Annotated in this window: 14 protein-coding genes; 1 reads left to right on the top strand and 13 read right to left on the bottom strand. The window is 63.3% G+C overall.

Annotated elements, in window-relative coordinates; translation table 11 throughout:
• Window positions 1-169: 169 nt before the first annotated feature.
• Window positions 170-2,479 carry a PAS domain-containing sensor histidine kinase gene (locus N1937_RS05965; protein WP_260057882.1) on the top strand — a complete coding sequence of 770 codons (2,310 nt, stop codon included), beginning with the start codon at window positions 170-172 and terminating at the stop codon, window positions 2,477-2,479.
• Window positions 2,480-2,491: 12 nt separating this feature from the next.
• Here N1937_RS05965 and N1937_RS05960 read toward each other — a convergent pair whose 3' ends face one another.
• From N1937_RS05960 to N1937_RS05900, 13 genes are all read right to left on the bottom strand, one after another.
• A complete protein-coding gene (locus N1937_RS05960; protein ID WP_222293103.1) occupies window positions 2,492-3,142 on the bottom strand; it encodes a glutathione S-transferase family protein in 651 nt (216 codons plus the stop codon).
• Window positions 3,143-3,245: 103 nt separating this feature from the next.
• The gene (locus N1937_RS05955) at window positions 3,246-6,203 is read right to left on the bottom strand and encodes a bifunctional [glutamine synthetase] adenylyltransferase/[glutamine synthetase]-adenylyl-L-tyrosine phosphorylase (RefSeq protein WP_260057881.1); all 2,958 of its coding nucleotides are present in this window, start codon (window positions 6,201-6,203) and stop codon (window positions 3,246-3,248) included.
• Between the two features lie 134 nt (window positions 6,204-6,337).
• Window positions 6,338-7,747 (bottom strand): sensor histidine kinase, encoded by a 1,410-nt coding sequence (locus tag N1937_RS05950; RefSeq protein ID WP_017963596.1) that lies wholly within the window; start codon window positions 7,745-7,747, stop codon window positions 6,338-6,340.
• Window positions 7,744-8,490: a response regulator transcription factor gene (locus tag N1937_RS05945; RefSeq protein WP_017963595.1), complete on the bottom strand. Its 747-nt coding sequence runs from the start codon at window positions 8,488-8,490 to the stop codon at window positions 7,744-7,746. Before N1937_RS05945 ends, N1937_RS05950 begins: the two co-directional genes overlap by 4 nt.
• Window positions 8,491-8,566: 76 nt before the next feature.
• The gene (locus N1937_RS05940) at window positions 8,567-10,159 is read right to left on the bottom strand and encodes a Do family serine endopeptidase (protein WP_222293098.1); all 1,593 of its coding nucleotides are present in this window, start codon (window positions 10,157-10,159) and stop codon (window positions 8,567-8,569) included.
• A gap of 247 nt (window positions 10,160-10,406) precedes the next feature.
• Window positions 10,407-10,868 (bottom strand): cytochrome c-type biogenesis protein, encoded by a 462-nt coding sequence (locus N1937_RS05935; RefSeq protein ID WP_260057879.1) that lies wholly within the window; start codon window positions 10,866-10,868, stop codon window positions 10,407-10,409.
• 179 nt (window positions 10,869-11,047) lie between these two features.
• Window positions 11,048-13,045: a heme lyase CcmF/NrfE family subunit gene (locus N1937_RS05930; RefSeq protein ID WP_222296615.1), complete on the bottom strand. Its 1,998-nt coding sequence runs from the start codon at window positions 13,043-13,045 to the stop codon at window positions 11,048-11,050.
• The gene (gene ccmE, locus N1937_RS05925; protein WP_222296617.1) at window positions 13,042-13,554 is read right to left on the bottom strand and encodes a cytochrome c maturation protein CcmE; all 513 of its coding nucleotides are present in this window, start codon (window positions 13,552-13,554) and stop codon (window positions 13,042-13,044) included. Before ccmE ends, N1937_RS05930 begins: the two co-directional genes overlap by 4 nt.
• Complete coding sequence (ccmI, locus tag N1937_RS05920; protein WP_441005666.1) at window positions 13,551-14,747, bottom strand: c-type cytochrome biogenesis protein CcmI; 1,197 nt, start codon at window positions 14,745-14,747, stop codon at window positions 13,551-13,553. Before ccmI ends, ccmE begins: the two co-directional genes overlap by 4 nt.
• Window positions 14,748-14,884: 137 nt before the next feature.
• Entirely contained in the window at window positions 14,885-15,307 is a 423-nt protein-coding gene (locus N1937_RS05915) for a lipA protein (protein WP_017963589.1), read from the bottom strand.
• A gap of 118 nt (window positions 15,308-15,425) precedes the next feature.
• Complete coding sequence (locus tag N1937_RS05910; RefSeq protein ID WP_017963588.1) at window positions 15,426-16,829, bottom strand: sensor histidine kinase; 1,404 nt, start codon at window positions 16,827-16,829, stop codon at window positions 15,426-15,428.
• A complete protein-coding gene (locus tag N1937_RS05905) occupies window positions 16,819-17,490 on the bottom strand; it encodes a response regulator transcription factor (protein WP_003546765.1) in 672 nt (223 codons plus the stop codon). The genes N1937_RS05910 and N1937_RS05905 overlap by 11 nt, the downstream gene beginning before the upstream one ends.
• Window positions 17,491-17,545: 55 nt before the next feature.
• On the bottom strand, window positions 17,546-17,794 hold the full coding sequence (locus tag N1937_RS05900) for a hypothetical protein (protein WP_017963587.1): 249 nt from the start codon (window positions 17,792-17,794) through the stop codon (window positions 17,546-17,548).
• Window positions 17,795-17,948 lie beyond the last annotated feature (154 nt).

Below are 17,948 nucleotides of genomic sequence, written 5' to 3'. Positions count from 1 at the left end.
AAAAATTCGACGGCCGGTCGCCCAGCGCCCCGAATCACCTGGAAAAACCCGAAATTATAAATAGTTAACGGATTTTTACCTTTGCCTCTGGACAAGGCGAATCACCCATGATTCTCTAGGTCAGGTTCGAGCGAGCGGCGCGCGAATCACATGAGGACAAGGCGAAGAGATGATGGACGTGCGACGGGCAACCGTGGCCGGAGGACGGCTGCGTGTCGATTTTGGCGGGTTGAAAGCCTGGCGCGACAGCCTTTCCGGCCATGCGACATCGGAACCACTTCTGCGTTATCTGCCGAAGGCCGAGCTGGTCTTGAAGCGGGCCATTCCGGCGCTGATTGTCGCCTTCCTCTCCGTTGTCGCCGCCTCGCATTTCTTCGGCATGATGAGCGAATACGGGCGACTGGAGGCCTCGGCGCGCCATGCCACTGCACTTTCGGCGGCGACCGCCTCTGCGGTGTTTGCCGATACGACCGATGTTTTCGACAGCGGCGATATCGCCGAGGTGCAGGCCCGTCTCGCCAAATACCTGCCGCAGGACCGGCTGGACAGCGGCGCTTTCGTGCTGCTCGTGCAGGCAAGCGGCAAGGTCTTTGCGGCGACCACCGCCGGGCTTTCGCATGTCGGCAGCAATGTCGGTGATTTCTTCCCCGAGGTCTCGGCGATCCGGCGCTTCGGCGATCGCGCCGGTGTCATCGAAACGACGATCGGCGGCGTGCCGCACTATGCCGAGATCACGCTGATGGGCAATGCCGGCGGTTTTATCGTCGCCGCCACCTCGCTCGACGAGGTCGGCCGGCTCTGGCGCGAGGAACTGGCGCTCAACGTGACGCTGTTTGCCGGCATCTCCTCGATCCTGCTGGTCATCCTCTATGCCTATTACACGCAGGTAAAGCGCGCTCGCGATGCCGACGACATCTTCGTGGAATCGAACCTGCGCGTCGAGACGGCGCTGTCGCGCGGCCGCTGCGGCCTCTGGGACTTCGATTTCGAAACCCGCGAATTCTTCTGGTCGCGGTCGATGTACGACATGCTCGGCCTGCCGGGTTCGGACAAGACGATGGGCTTCGGCGAAGCCGCCCGGCTGATGCATCCCGATGACGGCGGGCTCTACGAGATCGCGCGCGCCATCGGCAAGGGCGCTTCCGGCCAGGTCGATCAGATCTTCCGCATGCGCCATGCCGGCGGCCACTATGTCTGGATGCGGGCGCGTGCCCAGGTGATCCGCAGCAATTCCGGCCGCATGCACTTGATCGGCATCGCCATGGACGTGACCGAACAGCATCGGCTCGCCCAGCGCTACGCAGAAGCCGACCAGCGCCTGGCCGACGCAATCGAATGCACCTCGGAAGCCTTCGTGCTCTGGGACAAGAACGATCGCCTCGTCATGTGCAACACGCATTTCCAGCAGGCTTATGGCCTGCCGGACAGCGTGCTTGTGCCCGGCACCGAGCGCTCGACCGTCAATGCGGCCGCCGCCCGTCCTGTCATCGAGCGGCGGATTTCCGATGCCGACGGCTCCGGCTATTCGCGAACGACGGAGGTGCAGCTTGCCGACGAGCGCTGGCTGCAGATCAATGAGCGGCGCACCCGCGACGGCGGCAAGGTCTCGGTCGGAACAGACATCACGCTGATGAAACGTCATCAGGAGCGGCTGCGCGAATCCGAACGCCGGCTGATGGCGACAATCGGCGATCTTTCCGCCTCGCGCCAGACGCTGGAGATCCAGAAATCCGAGCTTTCGACGGCCAACGCCAATTACCAGGCGGAGAAGGAACGCGCCGAGGCTGCCAACAAGGCGAAATCGGAATTCCTCGCCAACATGTCGCATGAGCTGCGCACGCCGCTCAACGCCATCCTCGGCTTCTCGGAAATTCTGCAGAACCAGATGTTCGGGCCGCTCGGCTCGCTGAAATACGACGAATATGCCCGCGATATCCATGACAGCGGCAAACATCTGCTCAACGTCATCAACGACATTCTCGACATGTCGAAAATCGAGGCCGGCCATGTCAGGTTGCATTGCGAGAGCATCGACCTCGTGCCGCTGATCGAGGAAAGCTTGCGCTTCACCGCCATGCCCGCGGCTGAAAAGAACATCGTCATCGAACAGCGCATCTGCTCCGGCCTGACGCTGATGGCCGACCGCCGGGCGATGAAACAGGTGTTGCTCAACCTGCTCTCCAATGCGGTGAAGTTCACCGACAATGGCGGCCGGATCGCGGTGCGCACCCGCCGCGTCGACGGCGCCGTCGTCGTCACCATCGCCGACACCGGCATCGGCATTCCACGCTCGGCGCTGTCGAAGATCGGCCAGCCCTTCGAGCAGGTGCAGAGCCAATATGCGAAGAGCAAGGGCGGCTCCGGCCTCGGGCTCGCCATTTCCCGCTCGCTGACCTTGCTGCATGGCGGGCGCATGAAGATCCGCTCACGCGAAGCGGTCGGCACGGTGATCTCGCTGCGCATTCCCGACGATATCTAGAGCCGACCCTCTTCAGCCTGCCGATGCGGCGGTGAAAACAGCCAATTGAGCGGCGAAAGCACGCTTGTATGCGGGCCGCGACTCGCCGCGGGCGACATAGGCGGCGAGGTTCGGATATTCTTCCAATATGCCAGATCCCTTCAACCTGAGCAGCACCGACACCATCAGCAGGTCACCGGCACTGAACGCACCATCGAGCCAGTCGGCATCGCCAAGGCGGCGGGAGAGGCCGATCAGCCGTTTGCGGATGCTGTCCTCGAGGGCAGAAAGGCGCTGGTCGTACCATGGCTTGTCGCGCTCGAGGATCATGACGAGAGCGCGGTCGAAGATCGGTGTTTCCACCGTGTTGAGCGCGGCAAACATCCATGTGAGCGCGCGCGCCCGGGCATTCGCATCGTCCGGCAGCAGGCCCGCATAGCGCTCGCCGATATGGAAGACGATGGCGCCGGACTCGAACAGTGCGAGATCGCCTTCTTCATAGGTCGGAATCTGCCCGAAAGGCTGCAGCGCCAGATGCGCGGGCTCCTTCATCTCTTTGAATGAGACAAGACGAACCTCGTAAGGCTGGCCCACTTCTTCGAGCGCCCAGCGAACGCGCATGTCGCGCGCCAGACCCCTGCCGCGATCGGGCGACCGTTCAAAAGCGGTAATGGTAATCGTCATTGGTGTTCTCCATCGCTTGCCTATCCTGAAGACGATTGGCTAAGCGAGATTCCGACAGGCGATGCTCGCGATAATCCTCGCGATCGTTCCGCCTGGTGTGAGATCAGGCTTTCACGACATTCAAGAATATTTTCCGAACCGCTTTCGACAGCCGCTTTACCTCCCCTTCCAGCGTCTTGATATCAGGGCAGTCGCCGGCGCGGCAGACGAGTTCGACGAGGCCCGCCGGCGCATCCTTCGGATCGAACAGGCCGTCGATGGAGAGGCGGATCAGTTGCGAAAGGCCGGTATAAAGCGTGAAGGCCTCCAGGCATAAGTCGAGATCGACGGTTGCCATCAGCCGGTCGCCAAGCACCTTCAGGGCCTCGCCGGTGCTCATCCCATTGACGGCAATGCCGACGCCGCTGGTCGGCGCGATCAGCGCCAGGTACTGGGCGATGAATTCGAGATCGATGACGCCTCCGGGGATCAGCTTCAGGTCCCACGGGCCGGATGGCGGCTTTTCCTTGTCGATCAGTTCGCGCATTTCGGCGACGTCACGCGCCACCTTGGCGATATCGCGATCGGCCGACAGCACCTCCCGGACGATCAGTTCCGCCTCGGCGACGAGGCTCTCATTGCCGCAGATCAGCCGGGCGCGGCTGAGCGCCATATGTTCCCAGGTCCATGCCTCTTCGCGCTGATACTTGCCGAATGCATTGATACGGGTGGCGACCGGCCCCTTGTTGCCGGATGGGCGCAGCCGCATATCGACCTCATAGAGCACACCTTCGGCGGTCGGCGCCGACAAAGCGGCCATCAGCCTCTGGGTGATGCGGGTGAAGTAACGCGTCGCGTCGAGCGGCTTCGGCCCATCGGATTCGGAGGCCGCGTTGTCATAATCATAGAGCAGGATCAGATCGATGTCGGAACCGGCCGTCAGCTCGAAACTGCCGAGCTTGCCCATGCCGGCGACCGCGATGCGCCCGCCGGGATAATCGCCGTGTGCTGCCCGCATCTCGCTCACCACGGCATCAAGTGCTGCTGCAATGACGAGGTCGGCGAGATGCGTGAAGGCGCGTGCGGCCATCACGCCGTTGATCGCACCGGTGAGCAGGCGGATGCCGATCAGGAAGCGCTGCTCGGCGGCGAAGATGCGTAGCCGGTCGAGCACCTCTTCATAGTGGCGGGCCTGGGCAAGCGAGCCTTTCAGCCGCTCGCCGAGATAATCACGCGTCGGCAGCTCGGCCATCAGGCCGGGATCGAGCATCCCGTCGAAGACATGCGGCTTGGCGGCGATCACCTCGGCAAGCCGGGGTGCCGAGGACATGATGTTGACGATCAGCGACAGCAGCGCCGGATTGCTGCCGAGCAGCGAGAACAGCTGGATGCCGGAGGGAAGGCCGGAGATGAAGCTGTCGAAGCGCAGCAGCGCCTCGTCGGCGCGCTTGCTTTCGCCGAAGACCCGCAAGAGCTCCGGCGCCAGTTCGGTCAGCCTTTCACGCGCCTCGACCGATTGCGTCGCCCGGTAGCGGCCGTAGTGCCAGGTGCGGATGATGCGGGAAATGTCGGACGGCCTGGTAAAACCGAGCCTCTTCAGCGTCTCCAGCGTATCCGGGTCGTCGCCCTGGCCGGTGAAGACGAGGTTTCCGGTGTCGGTGGAAAGCCTGCTCTCCTGTTCGAAGAGGTGAGCATAACGCCGTTCGACCGTCTTCAGCACGCCGACCAGTCGTTCGGAGAAGCTCGGCGTGTCGGAAAAGCCCATCATGAAGGCGATGCGCTTCAGGTCGGCATCGGTCTCCGGCAACAGGTGGGTCTGCTCGTCGCGTACCATCTGGATGCGATGCTCGACATCGCGCAGGAACCAGTAAGCCTCCGTCAATTCGTCACGGGTTTCCGCGTCGATCCATTTCGCCTTGGTGAGTTCACCGAGTGTCTCCTCCGTTGCCCGTCCGCGCAAGGCCGGCATGCGGCCGCCGGCGATCAGCTGCTGGGTCTGGACGAAGAACTCGATCTCGCGGATGCCGCCGCGGCCGAGCTTGACGTTATGACCCTTGACCGCGATGGCACCGTGGCCCTTATGCGCATGGATCTGCCGCTTGATCGAATGGATATCGGCAATCGCCGCGTAATCGAGATATTTGCGGAAGACGAAAGGGGCAAGGCCGCGCAGGAAATCGCCGCCAGCCTTGAGGTCGCCGGCAACGGCGCGCGCCTTGATGAAGGCTGCCCGTTCCCAGTTCTGGCCCCTGCCCTCGTAATAGTTCATCGCTGCATCGACCGATATCGCCAGCGGCGTCGAACCGGGATCGGGGCGCAATCTGAGATCGGTGCGGAAGACGTAGCCGTCGGCTGTCCGCTCCTGCAGGATGCGCACCAGTCGGCGCATCATTCTCGGGAAGATTTCGATCGCGTCGTCCGGGTCAGGCACGATACCGGCCTCCTCGTCGAAGACGACGACGAGGTCGATGTCGGAGGAATAGTTGAGTTCGGATGCGCCGAGTTTGCCCATGCCGAGCACAATGAGCCCGGAGCCGTCGCTCGGTGCTGCTAGATCCCGCAACCGCAGCTTTCCACCCTCATGCGCCGCCAGCAGCAGATGGTCGATGGCGGCGGCAACCGAAGCTTCGGCAAGCTCGCTCAGCCAGGCCGTCGTCGCCCGGCCGTCGAAGATGCGTGCGAGATCGGCGAGTGCGACAAGGAAAGCCACCTTGCGCTTGATGATGCGCAGCCTGCTCATCACCACCGAATCCGAAGGCGCCGCCCCCTCGCCGTCCCGTTGCCAGCAGCGCCGCGCCTCGGCGACCAGCGCCTCGATCTGCGGCTCCAGCGGTTGAGTGATGGCGCCGGCGAGGATGGCGGGGTCGAGATTGACGATTTCGCGCAGATAAGGCGACAGCGTCAGCACGGCTGCAATGAAATCGCGAAGCGGGCTCTCCGTCTTCAGCATCGCAGCCACCAACGGCTCGCTCCTGCCGGCCTCCTGAAGGTCGGCCAGCGCCAGCTTCAACTCCGTCTGGTTCAGCGGACGCAGCAGCCCTTCGGCGACATCCTTCAGGCCATGCGTCGATTTCGTCAGCATGCGCTCTCCCTGCTTTAGCGCCTCAGGAAACGGTCCCGCAGAATCGCGGGAACATCTCCTTCGACCGGCATTAAACTAGGGTCTTGGCGGAAAACCGCCAATATGCGATTCAGCCGATCATCGGCATCGAGTCATCAGGCAGCCTTGGCGGGGAAGATCATGCTGACGGTCAATCCACGCTGTTCGGGCTTATCAGGATCGGTATCGGAGAGTTCCAACCGGCCATTGTGCAACTCCATCACCGCTTCCACCAGCGAAAGCCCGAGCCCCGTCCCCGGCTTCGACCGGCTTTCATCGAGGCGGACGAAGCGCTTCACCACATCGTCGCGCCGGTCGGCGGGAACGCCCGGTCCGTGATCGGCCACGGAAAGGCAGATGCCGTCCGGGCGGCGGGAAAGTTTCAGCGACACTTTGCCCGCGCCTTCGGTATCAGAGGAATATTTGATGGCATTGTCGAGCAGATTGAAGATCGCCTGGCCGATCAGCTCGCGATTGCCCTGCACTTCGACATCCGGCTCGATGCTGGAGCTCAAGCCAAGCCCCGCCTCCTCCGCCGCCGGTTCGTAAAGCTCGGCGCTATCGGAGACGATGGCCGACAGCTCCACCGGCGTCATCTCGGCGGCGACCGATCCGGCCTCGACGCGGGAGATCATCAACAGCGCGTTGAAGGTGCGGATCAGTTGGTCCGATTCGGAAATAATGCCTTCGAGCGCGGTGCGCCGCGTCTCGCCGTCGGAGATATCGAGCGCATCGGCTGCCTTGTTGCGCAGCCGCGTCAGCGGCGTCTTGAGATCATGCGCGATGTTGTCGGAAACCTGCCGCAAGCCCTCGTCCAGCTTCTCGATGCGCTCCAGCATGGTATTCAAAGACATCGACAAGCGGTCGAATTCATCGCCCGATCCGCCCACCGGCAGGCGTTGCGACAGGTCTCCGGCCATGATCTTCTTGCTGGCATCCGACATGCGGTCGATGCGTTTCAGCGCGTTGCGGCCGATGGCGAACCAGATGATGATGGCGCCAAGTCCCATGATCGCCAATGCCACCATCAGTGCCTGGCGCACCAGCAGACGGAAACGCTCGGGGTCGCCGAGATCGCGGCCGATCAGGATTCTCAGGCCGTTGTCGAGCACGAAAATATTGGCGATCGCCCTGTGGCGGCGCTCGATGCCGCTGTCGGTATAACGCTGATAGATGAAGGGCGCGGAGGTCCAGCCGACCTCCTCGAAGACACCCGGCTGCACTGAGGCGACGTTGCCGGCGAGAATATCGCCCGAGGGGCCGGCAATGATGTAGAGGTTGGCGCCGGGCTGTCGGGCACGCCGCTCCATGGTGCGCAGCAGGAGGTTCATGCCGCCGGTGTCATAGGCCCGTTGCACCTGCTCCACCTCTTGCCTGACGGCGTCGCGGATCTGGCCCGTCAGCAACCGTTCCGACATGGCCGTCACATAGAAGACGAGCGTCGCGGCGCAGATGGCGAAAAGCAGGATATAGAGTGCCGAAAGGCGGACTGCGGTGGACTTGAAAAGAACCCTGAAACGGCTCATCCCTCATCCTTGATCATATACCCCGCGCCGCGAATGGTCTTCAGGAGCGGCTGGCTGTAGTCCTTTTCGATCTTCGAGCGCAGGCGCGAGACATGAACGTCGATGACGTTGGTCTGCGGGTCGAAGTGATAGTCCCAGACGTTTTCGAGCAGCATGGTGCGGGTCACCACCTGGCCGGCATTCTTCATCAGATATTCGAGCAGGCGGAATTCGCGCGGCTGCAGCGGGATCTCCTTGCCGCCGCGGCGCACCTCGTGGGATAGCCGGTCGAGCTCGAGATCGCCGACGCGATAGACGACATCCTGATCCGGCGTGCCCTTGCGGCGGCCGAGCACCTCGACGCGCGCCAGCAACTCGCTGAAGGCATAAGGCTTCGGCAGGTAGTCGTCGCCGCCGGCACGAAGACCGGTCACGCGGTCATCGACCTGGCCGAGCGCGGAGAGGATGAGGACAGGCGTATGGATGGCCTTGCGGCGCAACTCGCTGATGACGGAAAGCCCGTCGCGGCGCGGCAGCATGCGGTCGATGACGATGACGTCATAGGTATTTTCCGACCCCATGAACAGGCCGCTCTCGCCGTCGCTGGCGTGATCGGCAACGATGCCCGCTTCGCGAAAGGCTTTGGTGAGGTAGACCGCGGCTTCGAGATCATCTTCGATGATGAGAATCTTCATGCGGCCGACATTACCCACCGGCTGCGTTTCGGCAAGGCTCAAAGCATCTTCCTGGGGAGCGGCGGTCATGGGGATCATCCTTCAAAGATCAGAAGAATCGAGCCGCGCGGAGTTTCGTCCGCACGGCTCCAAGCTATCTTAGGGATCAGCCCTGTCCGTTGATCGGAAGCGCGACGAAACGGCTTCCTTCACTGGACTGGATCTGGAAGAGCGCCCGAGTGCGGCCGTCCTTCTTGGCCTGGTTCAGTGCCTTGACGACATCGTCGGGGGTGGAGACTTCCTGGTTGTTGACCGAGGTGATCTTCTCGCCTTCCTTGATGCCCTTGTCGGCCGCCTCGGAATCCGGGTCGATGCCAGTTATCGCCAGGCCCTTGCCGTCGTCGGAAGGACCGACCGTCAGGCCGAGATCGGCAAGCGCCTTCTCGGAAGCCGGTGCCTCAGGCTGCTGTGGCTGGTTGTTGTCATCGGCAGACGCATCCTTCTGGTCGGCCGGCAGCGTGCCGAGTTCGACGGTGAGAGGCTGGGCCTTGCCGGCGCGCCAGACTGAAAGCTCGACCTTGCTGCCCGGCTGCATCGCGCCGATGCGGCGGCTGAGATCGCGGGCATCCTTGATCGTTTCACCGTTCAGCGCGGTGACGACGTCGCCGGCCTTCATGCCGGCCTTCTCACCCGGCGATCCGGCCTGCGGGGCGACGACAAGGGCGCCGCTCGGCTCGGAAAGGCCGATGGATTCGGCGATGTCCTTGGTTACCGGCTGGATCTGGACACCGAGCCAGCCGCGCGAGACCTGGCCGTCCTTCATCAGATCGGCGACGACGTCCTTGGCGGTCGAGGCGGGAATGGCGAAGGCGATGCCGACGCTGCCGCCCGACGGTGAGAAGATCGCGGTGTTGATGCCGACGACTTCGCCGTTGAGGTTGAAGGTCGGGCCGCCAGAGTTGCCGCGGTTCACGGCGGCATCCACCTGCAGGTAATCATCATAGGGACCGGAGCCGATATCGCGGCCGCGGGCCGAGATAATGCCTGCCGTGACCGTGCCGCCGAGGCCGAAGGGGTTGCCGACGGCGACGACCCAGTCGCCGACGCGGACGTTGTTGTCGTTGGCCCAGTTGACGTAGGTGAACTTCTTGCCCTTGCCGTCAACCTTCAGCACGGCGAGGTCGGTGCGCGGATCCTTGCCGATCAGCTTGGCATCGAGCTCGGTGCCGTCATTCATGACCGCGACGAAGGCTTGGCCATCGGAAACGACGTGGTTATTGGTGACGATGTAACCATCCTCGGAGATGAAGAAGCCGGAGCCCTGGGCGACGGGGCGGAGGCGACCCTTGCCGCCCGGACCGTTCGGACCACCATTCGGTCCGTTCTGGCCGAAGCGCCGTTGATGACCCTGCTGATCATTCGGATCCTGGCCGAACTGCTTGAAAAACCGCTTCAGCGGATGATCGTCGGGAAGGTCATCGAAGCCGCGACCGTTGAAATCGAAGGAGAAGCCTTCATTGTTGTCAGTGACGGGATTGACGCGGTTTTCGACCCGGACAGAAACGACGGCCGGCGAAACGGCATCGACGACATTGGCGAAGCTCGGAACGGCAGGCGCCTGAACCTTGACAGCTTCGGCATAGGACCGGGTGATTTCGAGCGGAACGCCGGTTGCGAGCACAGCGGCTGCGATACCGGCAACGGTAGAAGCCTTGAGCACAGTGGCGAGGGACGGACGTCCGTTGAAATTCTTGAGCATTGGAGCACCTTCTCTTGTTCTTGGATCTTCAGACCGGCGACGCCGGATCAGTCGATGACTGAAGATATAGGACGCCGCACCTTACTGCGAACTGTCCGGCCAATGAAAAGTTCGTAATGTTTGCAATGTTTGTCTGACGGCAAACTCATATGGATTTCACCCGCAACAGCTTCTCGTCAGGGACCCTGCGCTGCGCGCCCGCCTTTTCGCTGCCGCCGGTCATGATGGAGGATTAGCGGCTAACCGTTTACTTTTTCAGAAGCTCGCTCAGCTTCGCCTGCTCGTCTGCCGTCAGCTTGCTGCCGGTCGGCTTGCCGGCCCTCTTGCGCGCGAAGACCAGCAGTGACAGTCCGCCGGCAAGGATCAGCAGCAGCGGTGCGCCCCAGAGCAGCCCCGTCTTCATGCTGACACGCGGTTTCAGCAGCACGAATTCACCGTAGCGCGAGACGATGTAGGTCAGCACCGCCTCGTCGCTGTCGCCATCGGTGATGCGCTCGCGCACCAGCAGCCGCAGGTCCTTGGCCAGATCGGCGTTGGAATCGTCGATCGACTGGTTCTGGCAGACCATGCAGCGCAGCTCGGCCGAGAGAGCGCGAGCGCGGGCTTCCAAAGCTGGATCGGCCAGCACCTCGTCGGGATTGACGGCGAAGGCGGAGACGGGCGTGAAGAGGACGAAAAGGACGATGAGGAGCCGGGAGAGAAGCCGCATTCCCCTTCGCCCCTCGGGGAGAAGGTGCCCGACAGGGCGGATGAGGGGGCCACCCTTCGCAGCACAGGCGACCTTTCGCTTGCGCTCAAGCTCCTCGCAGCTCCGCCGCTCGGCCCCCTCATCTGCCCTTCGGGCATCTTCTCCCCGATGGGGAGAAGGGGAAGAAAGGTGTGAGCGCATCATTCGGCCGGCTCCATTGCGGGAGCTGCCGGCCTTGCCGGCTTCGCCTTGCGGCGCGGAGCGCCGACACGCAGGCGCCGGTCGCTGAGCGAGACCAGGCCGCCGAAGGCCATGAACACCGCGCCGCCCCAGATGCAGAGAATGAACGGCTTCCACCAGATGCGCACGACGATACCGCCGTCCTTGGTGGCGTCACCGAGCGAGACGTAGAGCTGGCTGAGCCCGAAGGTCAGAATACCAGCCTCCGTCGTCGGCATCTGCCGGGCGGTATAGAGGCGCTTGGCCGACCAGGTATCGGCAACCGCGACACCGGCACGGCGGATGGTGAAGTGGCCGCGCTCCTCGGTATAGTTCGGCCCGGTCCCCGGCTGCATGCCGTCGAAATGCAGGCTGTAACCGCCGGCCTCGGTCACCTCGCCCGGCTTCATCTCAATGACATGCTCGCTCTCAAACGTCGTCACCGCGACGATGCCGAGCACGGTGACGCCGAGCCCGGCATGGGCAAGCGCCGTGCCGAAGGCCGAACGCGGCAGGCCGGAAAGCCGCCGCCAGGCGAGGCTGCCCGCGACCTTGCCGATGCCGGCGCGGTACCAGAGATCGGCGATGGCACCGAGGATGAGGAACAGCCCGGCAGCGAGGCCGAGTATTGAAAGCACCGGGCCGCCATGTTGGATATAGAAGAAGACCAGTGCGGCAAGGAAGGCGAGACCCGCGACGACATAGAGCCGCTGCAGGGCACCGAGCAGATCGCCGCGCTTCCAGGCCAGCATCGGCCCGAACGGCACGATGACAATCAGCGGCGCCATCAGCAGGCCGAAGGTTAGGTTGAAGAAGGGTGGTCCGACGGAGATCTTGTCGCCGGTCAGCGTTTCCAAGAGCAGCGGATAGAGCGTGCCGGTCAGCACTGTGCCGCAGGCGACCGTCAGGATCAGATTGTTGACGACGAGCGCGCCCTCGCGCGAGATCGGCGCAAACAGCCCGCCGGCCGAAAGCTTCGGCGCGCGGAAGGCAAACAGCGACAGCGCCCCGCCGATGAAGATCAGCAGGATGCAAAGAATGAAGACGCCGCGGGAGGGGTCGCTGGCAAAGGCATGTACCGAGGTCAGCACGCCGGAGCGCACCAGGAAGGTGCCCATCAGCGACAGCGAGAAGGTGAGGATGGCGAGCAGCACCGTCCAGATCTTCAGCGCCTCGCGCTTTTCCATGACAAGCGCCGAATGCAGCAGCGCGGTGCCGGCAAGCCACGGCATGAAGGAGGCGTTTTCCACCGGGTCCCAGAACCACCAGCCACCCCAGCCGAGCTCGTAATAGGCCCAGTAGGAGCCCATGGCGATGCCGAGCGTCAGGAAGGTCCAGGCCGCCAGCGTCCAGGGCCGCACCCAGCGTGCCCAGGCAGCGTCGATGCGCCCTTCCATGAGGGCAGCGACGGCAAAGGAGAAGCAGACGGAGAAGCCGACATAGCCGAGATAGAGCAGCGGCGGGTGGATCGCCAGGCCGACATCCTGAAGCACCGGGTTGAGATCGCGGCCCTCGGCCGGCGCCGGATCGAGACGCAGGAACGGATTGGAGGTCAGCAGGATGAACAGCGTGAAGGCGACCGAAATCCAGGCCTGCACGGCCAATACGTTGGCTTTCAGCGTCTCCGGCAGATTGCGGCCGAAGACGGCGACCAGCGCGCTGAACAGCGTCAGGATCAACAGCCAGAGCATCATCGACCCCTCGTGATTGCCCCAGACGCCGGAGTATTTGTAGATCAGCGGCACCAGCGAATGCGAATTCTCCCAGACGTTTTCGACCGAGAAATCCGAGACGACATGGGCATAGGTCAGCACGGCGAAGGAGAAGGCCACAAGCGCAAACATCGCCAGCGAGCCGACCGTCGCCACATCCATCATCGCCCGGTCGTGACGACGGGCTCCGATCACCGGCACGATGGAGAGGATGAGCGCCGTGGCCAGCGCCAGCACCAGCGCGTAATGGCCGATCTCGATGATCATGGCGTCGCCTTCACTTGCTGTTCCTTCACTTCCTGGCCCTGAGCTTCCTTCCCAGGACCTTCCTGGCCTTGGCCTTCCTTCCACAGTCCCTGGGCTTTGAGCCTGTCGGCCACGTCCTTCGGCATATAGGTCTCGTCATGCTTGGCAAGCACGGTGTCGGCGACGAAGACGTTCGTTCCGGCAGTGAACATGCCTTCGGTGACGACGCCCTGGCCCTCGCGGAAGAGATCGGGGAGGATGCCGGTATATTGGACCTTCACGGCATTGGCGCTGCCGTCAGTGACGGCAAATTCCACCGTCGAGCCGGTGCCGCGCACGACACTGCCCTCACCGACCAGCCCGCCGAGGCGGATGCGGGTTTCCGGCGCCACCGGCGTCTGGGCGAGATCGGCCGGCATGTAGAAATAAGCGACCGACTGGCTGAAGGCGAACATCACCAGCAGCACGGCGGCGAGGATGAAGCCCATGCCGCCTGCAATCACCGCCAGGCGCTTCTGCTTGCGCGTCATTGCGTCGCTCCCTCCGGGGCTATGCCGAGTTCCCTGGCCAGCGCCAGCAATTGCCTGCCCTGTTCGCCAGGCGGCGGAAAGGCCGCAAGCCCGCGCTTCAGGGCGCCGGAGGCGCGATCCTTGTCGTTCAATACGGCGTAAGAGCGGACGAGCCGCATCCATCCCTCGAAATTGTTCGGATCCTCGCTGAGCTTGGCATCGAGGCTTTCGACCATGCCGCGGATCATCTGCTGCCGGTCGCCGGCGTTCATCGTCTCGGCCGCCGTCACATCCTGCTGCGTGGGATTGCCGGGGGCCGGATTGGCGCCCGAGGCAGCCGGATTGGCGCCCGAGGCAGCTGGATTGGCGCCTGAGGCAGCCGAACCGGCGCCTGCCGGCGCGCCGCCGTTCACGGCGACATGCTGGTTGACCAGCGGTAGCCAGGGCGCATCGGCGGGCGATTGTTTTGCCAGCGCCTCGAAGGCCTGCCGCGCCTCATCGGGCCGCCCCGCCTGCTCCATGCTGAGGGCGATGTAGAAACGGGCGCGCGGATTGTCAGGCTCCAGCGTCAGCGATTGCTCCAGCACTTGCCGCGCCTCCTCCGTCACCACCCCGTCGGAGACCGCCATCAGCGTCTCGGCAAGGCCATCGAGCCGGACCGGGCTCGGGCCGAGAAGCCGGATGGCGTTGCGGTAGGCCACTTGCGCGTCGTTGATGCGCATCGTGCGGAAATAGATCGGCGCCAGCACGTCCCAACCCTTGCCGTCATCAGGTTTCTCAGCCAGGTGCCGTTCCGCCTTGGTGATCAGCACCGCCAGGTCATTTCCAGGGTTTTCCAGCCGCGCTTCCAGCGGCTGCGAGGGCAGGTCCGGCCTGCCCGTCGTCAAATAAAGACAGAGGCCGAGAACCGGCAGGAGCAGGAGGACGAAGGCCTCGGTGAAACGGTGATGCCGCGCGGGTTTCGGTGTCTCAGCCGTCTCGTCGGCAGAGACGGCGATCAGCCGCCGGCCGATTTCCGCCCTGGCATAATCAGCCTCTTCCGGGGTGATCAGCCCGCCATCGAGATCGCGGTCGAGTTCGCGCAACTGGTCGCGATAGACCGCCGTCTCGCCCGCACGGATATTATCCGCCGCCTTCGCTCCGCGCAGAAGGGGGTAGAGCAGGATGACGGCGAGGGCTGCCGTCAAAGCGGCAACGAGAATCCAGAACAGCATGTCGCCCAAATACGTGAAGCGCGCCTTCATTCCAACTGCCAAAGCCGGAATGACGAAGATTTGAGGTTAGCACATAATCCCCATGTGCTGGTTTAAAGCGATAGATCGTCCTTAGCGCGCGCTCTATTGGCCGCAATTCAGAGCGGCGACCAGCTACCGTCGTCGTTGCGGCAGGCAGCGCCCCGCGCCACCGTGTCCTTGCCGTCGACGGTCAGCGTATGGGTATATTGCCGGCAGTTCTGCGAACCGACCTGATAGGGTGCAGCCGCGACGACCTTGCCGGTCACGTCCTTGCCGGTCCAGAGCACGGGCTGGCCGACGGCGGCCCCTTCCAGTGCCCGATATTCCGCCTCGAGCGCCCGCTGCTTGTCGCTGTCACCAAGCGTCACGCCGCTGCGGCCGACGATGCCGCCCTGCAACGCGGTGATGAAGGCAGCCGATGCCGAGGGCTTGCTCGAAAAAATGCCGCGCGAGGCGGCGCCCTTCGTCGTCGTGCAGCCGGACAGCGCGACGGCGACGAGAAGAGCAGAAACGATCATGCCTTGCGAGCGTAAAATCATTGCGTCGAACCACGATCAGGGGTCAATTTCAGCCGATCGAAGTGCAGCGTCCCCGTGTCAGCATTAAGGCAAAGCATGCTATACATTTGCTAGTATCTTTGTGACATCAAGCAGTTGCTCATGCAACATCCTTTGTGACGCCAGGCAGGATAAGCTTCGCCTTCAGCCCGCCCCATTCACCGCGGGAAAGCTCGAGTCGTCCCTGGTACTCATTGGAAATCTCGGTGACGATCGAAAGGCCGAGCCCGGTTCCGGGCTTGCTTTCGTCGAGCCTGCGGCCACGCTTCAGCGCCTCGCGGATCTGATCCGGCTCCAGGCCCGGCCCGTCATCCTCGACAGCGAGCTCCACCCAGTGGCGGCGCGCGCTCGCCTCACCCCCCTTCACATCCTCGCCGGCCTCGACGGCCGAAAGCCGCACCCGGCTCTTGGCAAAGCGCGCTGCATTTTCCAGGAGATTGCCAACGGTCTCCTCGAGATCCTGCTGCTCCATGGCAACGGCCAGATGCGGCGGCGAGACGACGAGATCGAATTCAGTATCGACGTTCAGCCGGCGCATGACGCGCACCAGTCGCTCGAGCGCCGGCTCGGCATCGGTGCGGGCGAGCACGGATTCGCGCTGCGCGGCGATGCGCGCCCGATTGAGATAGGACTGCACCTGCCCCTGCATCGATTCCGCCTGGCTGCGGACCAGCTCCCCATGGGATTTTTCGAGGACGCGCGCCTCGTTGAGCAGCACGGCGATCGGCGTCTTCAGCGAATGCGCGAGATTGCCAACCTGCATGCGGGCCCGCTCGACGATGCGGCGGTTGCTATCGATCAGCGCGTTCACCTCGTTGGCAAGCGGCAAGATTTCGCGCGGGAAGTCGCCTTTCAGCTGCTCGCTCTCGCCGGCGCGGATGCGCTCCAGTGCGGCACGCGCCTTGTCGAGCGGCTTCAGGCCATAGAGAATCGCCAGTGCGTTGACGATCAGGCTGCCGACGCCGAAACCGGCAAGCGCCAGATAGAGGCTGTGGGAAAAGGTGCGCACGTCGTCCTCGACGACATCGACATTGCCGGTGACGCGGACGCGTGCCGCGCGTCCGTCGGTATCAAGCACCACTTCGGTCTCGGCCACCTGCACACGGTTCCCGGAGGCATCCGTCACCTGATAGTACCGCTCGTAATTCTTGTCGAAAGGCGCCTCGACGACGGAGGGAACCGGGATGAGCGCCGAGCCGAGCGAAGGCGACACCAGCGGAGCTGTCGTATAGGTGCCGAGGGGCTCCACCACCCAGTACCAGCCGGTCTTCGGCTGGGCAAAGCGCAGGTCGCCAAGCTGCGGGCTGCCGCTGAGTGCGCCCTGATCGCCGATCGTCACCGAATTGATGACATTGTAGAGCTGCGCCCTCAGCAGATCCTGGAAACCGCGTTCGGCGCTCTTGCGGTAGAGGGTGGAGATCAAGAGGCCGATCACCACCAGCGCCACCGTCGACCAGACCGTGGTCAGCAGCAACACACGTGCGGTGAGCGACTTAATTCGCATGTTTCGGCGCTTGGATGCGGTAACCGAGACCGCGCACCGTTTCGATCAGGTCGACGCCCATTTTCTTGCGCAGGCGGCCGACGAAGACTTCGATCGTGTTGGAATCACGGTCGAAATCCTGGTCGTACATATGCTCGACCAGTTCCGTGCGCGAGACGACCTCGCCCATGTGATGCATGAGATAGGAAAGCAGCCGATATTCGTGCGAGGTCAACTTCAGCGTCGTGCCGTTGACCGTCGCCTTCGAGGATTTGGTATCGAGGCGTACCGGCCCGCAGATGATCTCGGATGAGGAATGCCCGGCCGCACGCCGGATCAGCGCCCGAATGCGGGCCAGCACTTCCTCGACGTGGAAGGGCTTGGTGACGTAGTCGTCGGCACCGGCATCGATGCCGGCGACCTTGTCGCTCCAGCGGTCGCGCGCCGTCAGGATCAGCACCGGCACGCCGCGGCCGGCGCCGCGCCATTTTTCAAGAACGGTGACCCCGTCCATCTCCGGCAGGCCGATATCGAGGATGATGGCGTCATAAGGTTCGGTGTCGCCGAGGAAATGGCCTTCCTCGCCGTCGAACGCCTGGTCGACGACATAGCCCGCCTCCTTCAGCGTGTCGGCCAGCTGCCGGTTCAGATTAACGTCGTCTTCGACTACCAGGATGCGCATCGGTCCACTTTCGTCCGCTTCAAATCGATCAATGTCCTGAATAAGCCGATTCCGCCTACATCGGAACCTTTACCGTGACTTTGCGTGGGCGCTGGCCATTGCCCTGCACAAGAACGGTGATGATGCAGGTATCGCCCACCGGTTGCACGGACAGCAACTGGCCGCCGGTCTGCTCGACGACCTGGGCGGCGGCGGCGCTGCAATCGCCTCCGACACGCACGACAAAAGTGCTCGTGGCGTCCGGTGAGGGCGCCGATACCACCAGTCCGGCGGCCAATGCTGCGACGCTCAGAGGAAAGGCCATGTGTTATGCTTTCAAGGTAATGCCAACTTGCCCCGAATATGTACTCACGCGACCTGAATGGCAAATGAATGCGCTGTAATGCAGGGTGTCTAGAACTGTTCTCGACTGTTCGGGACAGCCTGTTTCAGCGCCTGGAAACTGCCGCCATAGCGTC

The sequence above is a fragment of the Rhizobium sp. WSM4643 genome, from assembly GCF_025152745.1.
GTDB classification, from domain to species: Bacteria; Pseudomonadota; Alphaproteobacteria; order Rhizobiales; family Rhizobiaceae; genus Rhizobium; species Rhizobium leguminosarum_I.
Note: the sequence above shows the minus strand (reverse complement) of the source record. Positions and strands in the feature narration are given on the sequence as shown.

Bases quoted from the DNA above. Each gene is read 5' to 3' on its own strand.
- N1937_RS05900 (WP_017963587.1), bottom strand. From the start codon at position 17,794: ATGGCCTTTCCTCTGAGCGTCGCAGCATTGGCCGCCGGACTGGTGGTA.
- N1937_RS05950 (WP_017963596.1), bottom strand. From the start codon at position 7,747: ATGAGCCGTTTCAGGGTTCTTTTCAAGTCCACCGCAGTCCGCCTTTCG.
- N1937_RS05955 (WP_260057881.1), bottom strand. From the start codon at position 6,203: ATGCTGACGAAATCGACGCATGGCCTGAAGGATGTCGCCGAAGGGCTG.
- N1937_RS05915 (WP_017963589.1), bottom strand. From the start codon at position 15,307: ATGATTTTACGCTCGCAAGGCATGATCGTTTCTGCTCTTCTCGTCGCC.
- ccmI (WP_441005666.1), bottom strand. From the start codon at position 14,747: ATGCTGTTCTGGATTCTCGTTGCCGCTTTGACGGCAGCCCTCGCCGTC.
- ccmE (WP_222296617.1), bottom strand. From the start codon at position 13,554: ATGACGCGCAAGCAGAAGCGCCTGGCGGTGATTGCAGGCGGCATGGGC.
- N1937_RS05940 (WP_222293098.1), bottom strand. From the start codon at position 10,159: ATGCTCAAGAATTTCAACGGACGTCCGTCCCTCGCCACTGTGCTCAAG.
- N1937_RS05905 (WP_003546765.1), bottom strand. From the start codon at position 17,490: ATGCGCATCCTGGTAGTCGAAGACGACGTTAATCTGAACCGGCAGCTG.
- N1937_RS05935 (WP_260057879.1), bottom strand. From the start codon at position 10,868: ATGCGGCTTCTCTCCCGGCTCCTCATCGTCCTTTTCGTCCTCTTCACG.
- N1937_RS05910 (WP_017963588.1), bottom strand. From the start codon at position 16,829: ATGCGAATTAAGTCGCTCACCGCACGTGTGTTGCTGCTGACCACGGTC.
- N1937_RS05945 (WP_017963595.1), bottom strand. From the start codon at position 8,490: ATGACCGCCGCTCCCCAGGAAGATGCTTTGAGCCTTGCCGAAACGCAG.
- N1937_RS05965 (WP_260057882.1), top strand. From the start codon at position 170: ATGATGGACGTGCGACGGGCAACCGTGGCCGGAGGACGGCTGCGTGTC.
- N1937_RS05960 (WP_222293103.1), bottom strand. From the start codon at position 3,142: ATGACGATTACCATTACCGCTTTTGAACGGTCGCCCGATCGCGGCAGG.
- N1937_RS05930 (WP_222296615.1), bottom strand. From the start codon at position 13,045: ATGATCATCGAGATCGGCCATTACGCGCTGGTGCTGGCGCTGGCCACG.